We start from the raw sequence: 7,600 nt of genomic DNA, 5'->3' as shown, positions 1-7,600 counted from the left end.
GGAAAGACCGGATACGGCGGGCTGTGACTGAGCGCTTCAGTTGGCGAGTTGCGCAGACCAGTGTCATACCGCAGGGTCCACCACCGGCCCCGTCCAAAAGTCCGGCAGGTGGTCGGCGAAGTCGTCCAGGTGCGGGAGGAAGACCTGCGGCACCTCGCCCACCGGCTGGCGGCGCAGCTCGACGTCGAGGTCGTCGTCCACGTCGATCGAGTCGACCTTCCCCGGCTCCGGGGTGAAGAAGCGCACGGCCGCGCCGCCGATCGGGTCCGGCGAGCGGTCCGGCAGGGTGTCGATGCCCAGCGGCACGGTGAGGAACCAGCGGTTGAGATCGCAGCCGAACGCCCGGCGGACCAGTTCGGGAGCACCGCTGCCGGCGAGCCGGGCGTGCGACTCCAGTACCCGGGGGCCCTTGGGGGTGAGCACGAACTCGCTGTGCGAGGGGCCCTCGGTGAGGCCCACGGCGTCGAGGAACCTGACGGTGAGGTCCCGGAGTTCGTCGAGGTGGGGGACGGCGACGCGGCTGGGCGTGGAGACCTCCCACTCGACGAAGCGGTCGTTCATGCGGTACTCGGAGTAGCCGATCGGGACGTGCCGGCCGTCGTGGGAGAAGGAGTCGACGGAGACGACAGGGCCTTCCAGGTACTCCTCGGCGATGACCGACCGCACCTCGGCGGCGGCCAGCAGGTCCCACGCCTTCGCGGCCTGCTCCGCCGTCTCGACCAGGTGGATGTGCAGGCTCGCCACGCCGTCCGCCGGCTTGAGGACCACCCGCTCGCCGACCTCCGCCAGGAACTCGGCCGCCTCGCCCGCCGACCGCACCGTCCGGTAGCGCACCGGGCTCAGCCCGTGCTTGTCGAGCAGTTCGCGGGTGAGGGCCTTGTCCTTCAGCGCGCGGGCGGTGGCCTCGGTCACGCCGGGCAGGCCCAGCGCGTCGACCACGTGGCCGGTGGACTCGGCGGCGAACTCCGTGGTCGTGATGACCCGGTCGAACGGGCGCTCCTCGTGCAGCGGCCGGAGGGCGGCCAGGATCGCCGGGCCGTCGGTGATGGGGGCGTGCACGATGCGTTCGCAGTGCTCACCGATGGCGGGGTCGTAGTTGCCCTCCTCGTGCACGAGGACGACGTCGATGCCCAGTTCCCTGGCGCCCTTCACGGGTGCCGGTCGGCCACCGACGACTGCTATGCGGAACATCTTTCTGTTCTCCTTACGGTGTGGCGTGGGCCGGTCAGCTCGCGTAGCAGCGGCGCAGCCAGCGTGCGGTGGGCGCGGGGCCCGGAGTGAAGGCGCGGCGACGGTGCAGCACCCGGTAGTTGTCGAAGACCAGGAAGTCGGCCGGTTCCAGCACCAGTTCGGATCCCCTGACCCGGTCGAGGGCTTCGGTCAGCCGGTGCAGGGTCTCCTCCGCCTCGGGCGACTCGCCGCGGGTCGTCCCGCTGTCGTACCGGGCGCGGTGGCGGCTGATCCCGTCCCGTTCGAGGATCGGGGAGTGCTCGATCAGCTGGGGGGAGTCGGCGAAGTCGTTGGAGTCGGGCGACCCGACGACGAAGTGCGGCCGTTCGAGTCCGGCGAGCAGCGCGGCGTCCAGCAGCTCGATCAGCTCTTCGACCGCCGCGATCTCGGTGGGGACCCGCTCGTCGTTGCGGACCGCGTAGAAGGTCAGGTAGCGCGGGACGTAGCCCCTGGGGTCCAGGCCCGCCTCGCCGAAGGGGAGATGGGGGTTGTCGGTGTGCCAGAAGAACTCCGAGTCGGCCCCCCACGAACTGGTGGTGCCGGCGGCGGCCGGGTTGGGGACGACGTTGCGCATCAGCCGCCCCCGGTTCTCGTAGTCCACCGCGTACGGGGTCATGCCGAGCAGCTGGATCAGGCCGAGGTGAACCGAGTTCACGACGGCCAGCGCCGGTTCGTCCCCGTACCCGTGCACCGGCGTGGCGGGGAACTCCTGGCGGGGCAGGTTGTTCAGCACCAGTGCGTGGTGGCCGGTCACGGGGAAGGACTCGAGGGCGGCCAGGATCTGGCCCGGCAGGTGGTTCCGGAGCACGTGCGCTCCGATGTTGGCGAGGATCGCCTCGTTGTCGTCCGAGTCGAGCACCGAGGAGGCGGTCCGTTCCGCGATCTCCTTGCCGACGACGTCGCGCGTGCCGTCGTCCAACCGGAAGTGGGGAATGCGGAGGTTACCTCGCTCCGGAGCCGACGAGGTGGCCTCGGAATGGGGTGGTCTTGTGCTCTCTGTTCCGCTCACGCTCTCTATTCCGCTCAGGTAGCGCCGGTCCCGGGGTGGCTCACTCACGCACCGGGGCGGGGGTCCAGTAGGTGTCCGCGTCCCGCTGGACGCGGCGCTTCATCGGGTCGCGCGTGACTCGCAGCAGCACGCCGATCGGCGTGACGAACAGGTAGTAGACAAGGAGGAGCGGCAGTTTCCTCATGGGCGTACCTCACGGCTCGTACGATGGGTTGGGGGGGCGGAGTCGGCGGTCGGCCGGCCCCGCGGCCTCAGTCGAGGGGGATCTCCTCGCGCCAGTTCCCGTCCTCCCGCCACTGCGGCTGGTCGGCCTTGGTCAGGAGGAAGCCGCCCAGCGCCAGGTAGTCGATGTCGGTGCGCATGAAGCAGGTGTAGGCGTCCGCCGGGGTGTTGACGATCGGCTCTCCGCGCACGTTGAACGACGTGTTGACGAGGACCGAGCAGCCCGTGGCCGCCTTGAAGGCGGACAGCAGTCGGTGGTAGGGCGCGTTGTTCCGCTCGGAGACGGTCTGCACGCGCGCCGAGTGGTCGACGTGGGTGACCGCGGGGATCGTGGAGCGCTGCACCCGCAGCAGGTCCAGGCCCGAGGCCTGCCCCTCGTCCACGTCGAGCAGCCGGCGGGACTCGGCGACGGGCGCCACCACCAGCATGTACGGACTCTCCTGCGGGAGGTCGAAGTAGTCCTTGACGTCCTCCTCCAGCACGGACGGGGCGAACGGGCGGAACGACTCCCGGAACTTGATCTTGAGGTTCATGGCGGACTGCATGCGCGGCGATCGCGGGTCGCCGAGGATCGACCGCGCTCCCAGCGCCCGGGGACCGAACTCCATCCGGCCCTGGAACCAGCCGACGATCTTCTCCTGGGCGAGCACGTCGGCCACCCTCTCGGCCAGCCGCTCCGGGCCGAGCCGTTCGTGCGGTATGCCCTCGCGCTCCAGGAAGGCGGCGATCTCCTCGTCGCCGTAGCCCGGCCCGAGCAGCGAACCGGACATGCCGTCCCGACCGGTGCCCAGGTGGGACCTGGGCGCTCCGCCCTCGTGGGCCGTCAGCAGGGCCGCGCCGAGCGCGCCGCCCGCGTCGCCCGCCGCCGGCTGGATCCACACCTCGTCGAAGACGCCCTCCTGGATCACCCGGCCGTTGGCGACGCAGTTGAGCGCGACGCCCCCGGCGAGGCACAGCCGGGACTCCCCGGTGCGCTCGCGCGCCGTGCGGGCCAGCCGCAGCACCACCTCCTCGGTGACCTTCTGCACGGACGCCGCCAGGTCGAACTCGCGCTCGGTGAGCGGACCTTCGGGGCTGCGGCGGGGGCCGCCGAACAGCTCCTCGAAGCCGCCGCCGGTCATCACCTCGCCGCGCAGGTACTCGAAGTAGCGCATGTCCAGCCGGAACGAACCGTCGTCCTTGACGTCGATGAGCCGTTCCCGGATGGTCCGTTCGTAGCGCGGGGTGCCGTAGGGCGCGAGGCCCATCAGCTTGTACTCGCCGGAGTCCACCTTGAAGCCGCAGAAGTAGGTGAAGGCCGAGTACAGCAGCCCGAGCGAGTGCGGGAAGCGGATCTCCGAGAGCGGCTCCAGCCGGCTCCCGCGCCCGTGCCACAGCGTGGTGGTCGCCCACTCTCCGACGCCGTCCACGCACAGCACGGCTGCCGACTCGTAGGGGCTCGGGTGGAACGCCGACGCGGCGTGCGACTCGTGGTGGCGGTGCACCCGGACCTCGGGCACCCGGCCCAGGCCCAGCCGCTCCAGCTCCCGGCGCACCTGGCGGGGGGCGTCACGCTTCCAGGACAGCCACTCCGGCAGCGTCCGCTCGAACGAGGCGAAGCCGCGCGGTGCGGCCGCGGCGAACGTCGCCAGCACCCGGCGGAACTTGAGCGCCGGATCCTCGTAGTAGGCGACCGCCGCGACGTCGTCCAGGGTGGCGCCGGCCTCGGCGAGGCAGTACGCGACCGCCCGCGCGGGGAACGCCGAGTCGTGACGTCGGCGGCTGAAGCGCTCCTCCTGGGCCGCCGCCACGGGTACGCCGTCGGCGACCAGGGCCGCGGCGCTGTCGTGGTAGTAGGCGGAGACGCCCAGAACCAGCTCGGACATTGCCTGCTCCTTAACGCGTGAAGCGCTTGCCGGTGCGGGATCCACGGGCACGGCGCTGCGCCTGCCTGGCCCACAGACCGGACGGGGGGTTGAGTGATCGGTAGCCGGTCCGCACCCGGTGCCAGACCTGGGCGAGGTGCGACGCCGGGACGGTGCTGAGGTAGGTGTCCACGGCGTCGGCGGCCCAGGCCGAGTGGCCGCTGGAGACGTTGTCGATCGTGTTGTGGATGTCCACGAAACGGGTGCTGAACCCGTGCTCGCGCAGGGCGATCCTGGCCCGCCGGTAGGAACCGCCGACGCCCGAGAGCTCCATCGCCAGGTTCAGGCCCAGCACCTCCGGCAGGAAGGTCCTGGGGAACCTGCCGATCGCCAGCCAGTAGACGGGCAGTTCGAAGGAGCCGTCCCGGAAGCCGGACCACCGGGCGAACTCCCGCGATGCGGTCGGCGGCAGCTCCACCGACATCTCGGCCAGGACCTCCCGGTAGATGAGCGGGTGGTTCAGCCGCGGCTCGCCGTTCCCCAGCTCGTCCCAGTACGTCTCGAAGAGCGAGAAGCCGATCTCCGAGGACGCCTCGGTGTAGTCGGTGAAACCCTGGAGCCAGGAGCCGTCGATGAGGGTCAGCGGCGCGAGCTGGACGGTGGAGTCGACCAGTTCCTCACGCGTCGGCACCTCCGTCGCGTTTCCCCGCTCGAACTCCTCACCGTGCCGGTCGTGTTCCGCCGCGAGCCAGGGCCGTAGACCCTCGGCGGGCCAGTGCTCCGGAAGCGTCGTCCCGTCGCGTCCGATGCCGTGCCGGGACCGGGCCAGCCACCCGTGCACGTACTCCCGCGCCCAGCGGTGCACGGCCGGGCTCGTGGTACGGCCCTGGAGGCGCCAGTAGGCGTCGCGGAGATCCTCCGGCGCGCTGCCCTCGGGCTCCGCCGCCGTGGTCGGCCAGGACAGCCTCGGCACGGCGAACGGCGGGACCACCGGTTGGGGGCGCCGCTCGGCGGCGTGCGCGTCCCGGGGCGGGAGCGAGTCGATCCAGCGCCGCACGACGGCCAGGTCCTCCGGCGCGAACACCCGGAACATCGGGCCGCGTTCGCCCACCAGGCCGTTCACCAGCGAACTCGCCTCGGAACGACCCGGCTTGACCATCCTGCTGCGGGCCAGCACGCCGAGGAAGGGAGCCGGATCGGTCCGGCACTCGGTGAGCCACGCCGACAGCGACCGGCCCTCCATGGCGAAGTCGTGGTGGTAGACGGCGCCCTCCCTGGCGCGCAGCCGCATCAACTCGCCCATCCCGTAGGCCGGGTCGAGGCACGACTCCAGCCGGTCGTACAGGCTCGTGTGCCATCCGCGCAGCGCCTCCATCGCCCATCCGAAGCCGGCCACCAGGCGCGGGGTCCGCTCCGGTGAGGAGGTGTCGAGCAGCGCGCCCACCGCCGCGAGGCTCAGCTCGACGCCGCTGCCCTCGCCGCCCTGGCGCACGCCCGAGGGGTCGACCGACTCCCAGCGGGTGGTGTGCGGATGGGCGGCCCGCACCAGCGCGAGCACGGGGAGCAGGCCGACGGTCCGAAGGCAGTGGTCGGCGCCGACGAGCTCCTCCCGGAACTCGTCCGGGCGGCGGCTGAGGGCGAGCAGCACCGACGGCAGGTAGAACGAGCCGTCGTCGACGCGCTGGTCCTGCGCGAGCCGCGCCGGCGGCGTCGCGTACTCGGCCAGCAGCAGACTCCGCAGCACCGTGAGATAGGCGGAGCCGCGGGACGCGTGCGGGTGACCGGCGCCGAGATCGGCCGCGTACAGGCCGAGGACGCGCAGGGTGGGCGGATCGTCGGCGTTGCCCGGCGCGCTGAGCCACTGCAGCCACGCCCCGCTGAGCAGCGCGAGTGGGGCCGCCGACAGGCCCGCCTGCCGGACGACGGCTTCCCGGTCGGGGTCTCCGGCCGCCCGGTCCAGCAGCCCGACGAAGCGCGCGGTCTCCTGTGAGGCCCAGCGCGTCGCCGCCTCGCGCAGCGCGGCGAGGTCGGACGGGCGCTGCCCCGCGTTTCGGAACCTGCCGAGTTCGGAGCGCAGCTCGTCCACCAGCGCGCCGGACGGAAGTCGGCACTCGGGATCGAGCGCGCGGACGTAAAGGCGGCGGGCGAGGGACGGCTCGGGTCGCGACTCGGCCGTGGTGGGAAATGCGACTGCGGGGCCGTGCACCTCGGCCTCCTTCCTTGACGGTTCCGGCGCCCATCGGCGATCTTCCGAAAGATCCCGTGGTTCGACGGCGGATATCAGAACATGGGGTAGATGGAAGCGTCGTTCTTCTTGCGGCGCTTGCGGCGGAATACTTTTTCCAGAATCTTTCGCCAGAAGGACATGGCTGAGCGACACTCCCTTTCGGTGGTGTGGGTCGCGGTTTTCACGAGATGGGGCAAACCGGGTGGGATGCGGCGGCGGCCGTGTGTCGGCGCCGCGTCCCGGCGGCAACCGCGCTCGGCGCGGCCGGGCCCGGCCGGGTGTCTCAGCTGGTGAAGAGTCGGTCCCGGTGGACCTTGTGCTGTGCCGCCTGCGCGACCGGTCGTACGACCAGCTGGTCGACGTTGACGTGCTGCGGGAGCCCCACGGCGAGCGCCACGCACTCGGCGACGTCCTCGGCGAGCAGCGGCCGGTCGACGCCGGCGTAGACCGCCGCCGCCTTCTCGGCGTCCCCGTGGAACCTGTTGAGCGCGAACTCGTCGGTGCGCACCATGCCCGGGGCGATCTCGATCACGCGGGTGGTGGTGCCGCACAGTTCGAGCCGCAGCGTCTCGGTGAGCGCGTGCTCGGCGTGCTTGGCGGCGCTGTAGCCGGCGCCGCCCTCGTAGTTGGTGAAGGCGGCGGTGGAGGTGACGGTGACGATGGTGCCGCCGGAGGGCGAGCGCCGGAGCAGCGGCAGGAGGGTCCGGGTCACGTGCAGTGTGCCGAGCACGTTCACCGAGAACATCGACTGCCAGTCGGCCGCGTCGGCGCTGGCGACCGATTCCGCGCCGAGCGCGCCGCCGGCGTTGTTGACCAACACGTCACATGCGTCGAGGCGACCGAGTGCCTTCTGCGTCGCCTCCGGGTCGGTGATGTCGCAGACGACCGACTCACCGCCGAGCTCGTCGGCGAGTTCCGCCAGGCGCTCGGCCCGGCGGGCGACCAGGGCGACCTGGTATCCGTCTTTCGCGAGGCGGCGGGCGGTGGCCGCGCCAATTCCGCTGCTCGCTCCGGTGATCACCGCTGTGGGTGCCATTGCTATCCTTCCGGGGTTCAGGGGGTCGGGGG

Annotated in this window: 6 protein-coding genes; all 6 read right to left on the bottom strand. The window is 71.7% G+C overall.

The features are described 5' to 3' along the window. Positions 1-63: 63 nt before the first annotated feature. On the bottom strand, positions 64-1,191 hold the full coding sequence (locus FNX44_RS21010; RefSeq protein WP_143650161.1) for an ATP-grasp domain-containing protein: 1,128 nt from the start codon (positions 1,189-1,191) through the stop codon (positions 64-66). A gap of 34 nt (positions 1,192-1,225) precedes the next feature. Continuing rightward, a complete protein-coding gene (locus FNX44_RS21005) occupies positions 1,226-2,149 on the bottom strand; it encodes a TauD/TfdA family dioxygenase (RefSeq protein WP_228450068.1) in 924 nt (307 codons plus the stop codon). A 130-nt stretch (positions 2,150-2,279) separates the two neighbouring features. Then, a complete protein-coding gene (locus tag FNX44_RS28170) occupies positions 2,280-2,423 on the bottom strand; it encodes a hypothetical protein (protein WP_173019240.1) in 144 nt (47 codons plus the stop codon). 67 nt (positions 2,424-2,490) lie between these two features. Beyond that, positions 2,491-4,326 carry a carbamoyltransferase family protein gene (locus FNX44_RS21000; protein WP_143650160.1) on the bottom strand — a complete coding sequence of 612 codons (1,836 nt, stop codon included), beginning with the start codon at positions 4,324-4,326 and terminating at the stop codon, positions 2,491-2,493. Between the two features lie 10 nt (positions 4,327-4,336). Further along, a complete protein-coding gene (locus FNX44_RS29750; RefSeq protein ID WP_143650158.1) occupies positions 4,337-6,511 on the bottom strand; it encodes an iron-containing redox enzyme family protein in 2,175 nt (724 codons plus the stop codon). Positions 6,512-6,815: 304 nt separating this feature from the next. Further along, positions 6,816-7,568: an SDR family NAD(P)-dependent oxidoreductase gene (locus FNX44_RS20990; RefSeq protein ID WP_143650156.1), complete on the bottom strand. Its 753-nt coding sequence runs from the start codon at positions 7,566-7,568 to the stop codon at positions 6,816-6,818. Between the last annotated feature and the right edge of the window lie 32 nt (positions 7,569-7,600).

It is taken from the genome of Streptomyces alkaliterrae (genome assembly GCF_007097205.2).
In the GTDB taxonomy this organism is placed as follows: Bacteria; Actinomycetota; Actinomycetes; order Streptomycetales; family Streptomycetaceae; genus Streptomyces; species Streptomyces alkaliterrae.
This window is presented reverse-complemented; position numbering and strand designations above follow the sequence as displayed.

Bases quoted from the DNA above. Each gene is read 5' to 3' on its own strand.
- FNX44_RS21010 (WP_143650161.1), bottom strand. From the start codon at position 1,191: ATGTTCCGCATAGCAGTCGTCGGTGGCCGACCGGCACCCGTGAAGGGC.
- FNX44_RS28170 (WP_173019240.1), bottom strand. From the start codon at position 2,423: ATGAGGAAACTGCCGCTCCTCCTTGTCTACTACCTGTTCGTCACGCCG.
- FNX44_RS21000 (WP_143650160.1), bottom strand. From the start codon at position 4,326: ATGTCCGAGCTGGTTCTGGGCGTCTCCGCCTACTACCACGACAGCGCC.
- FNX44_RS20990 (WP_143650156.1), bottom strand. From the start codon at position 7,568: ATGGCACCCACAGCGGTGATCACCGGAGCGAGCAGCGGAATTGGCGCG.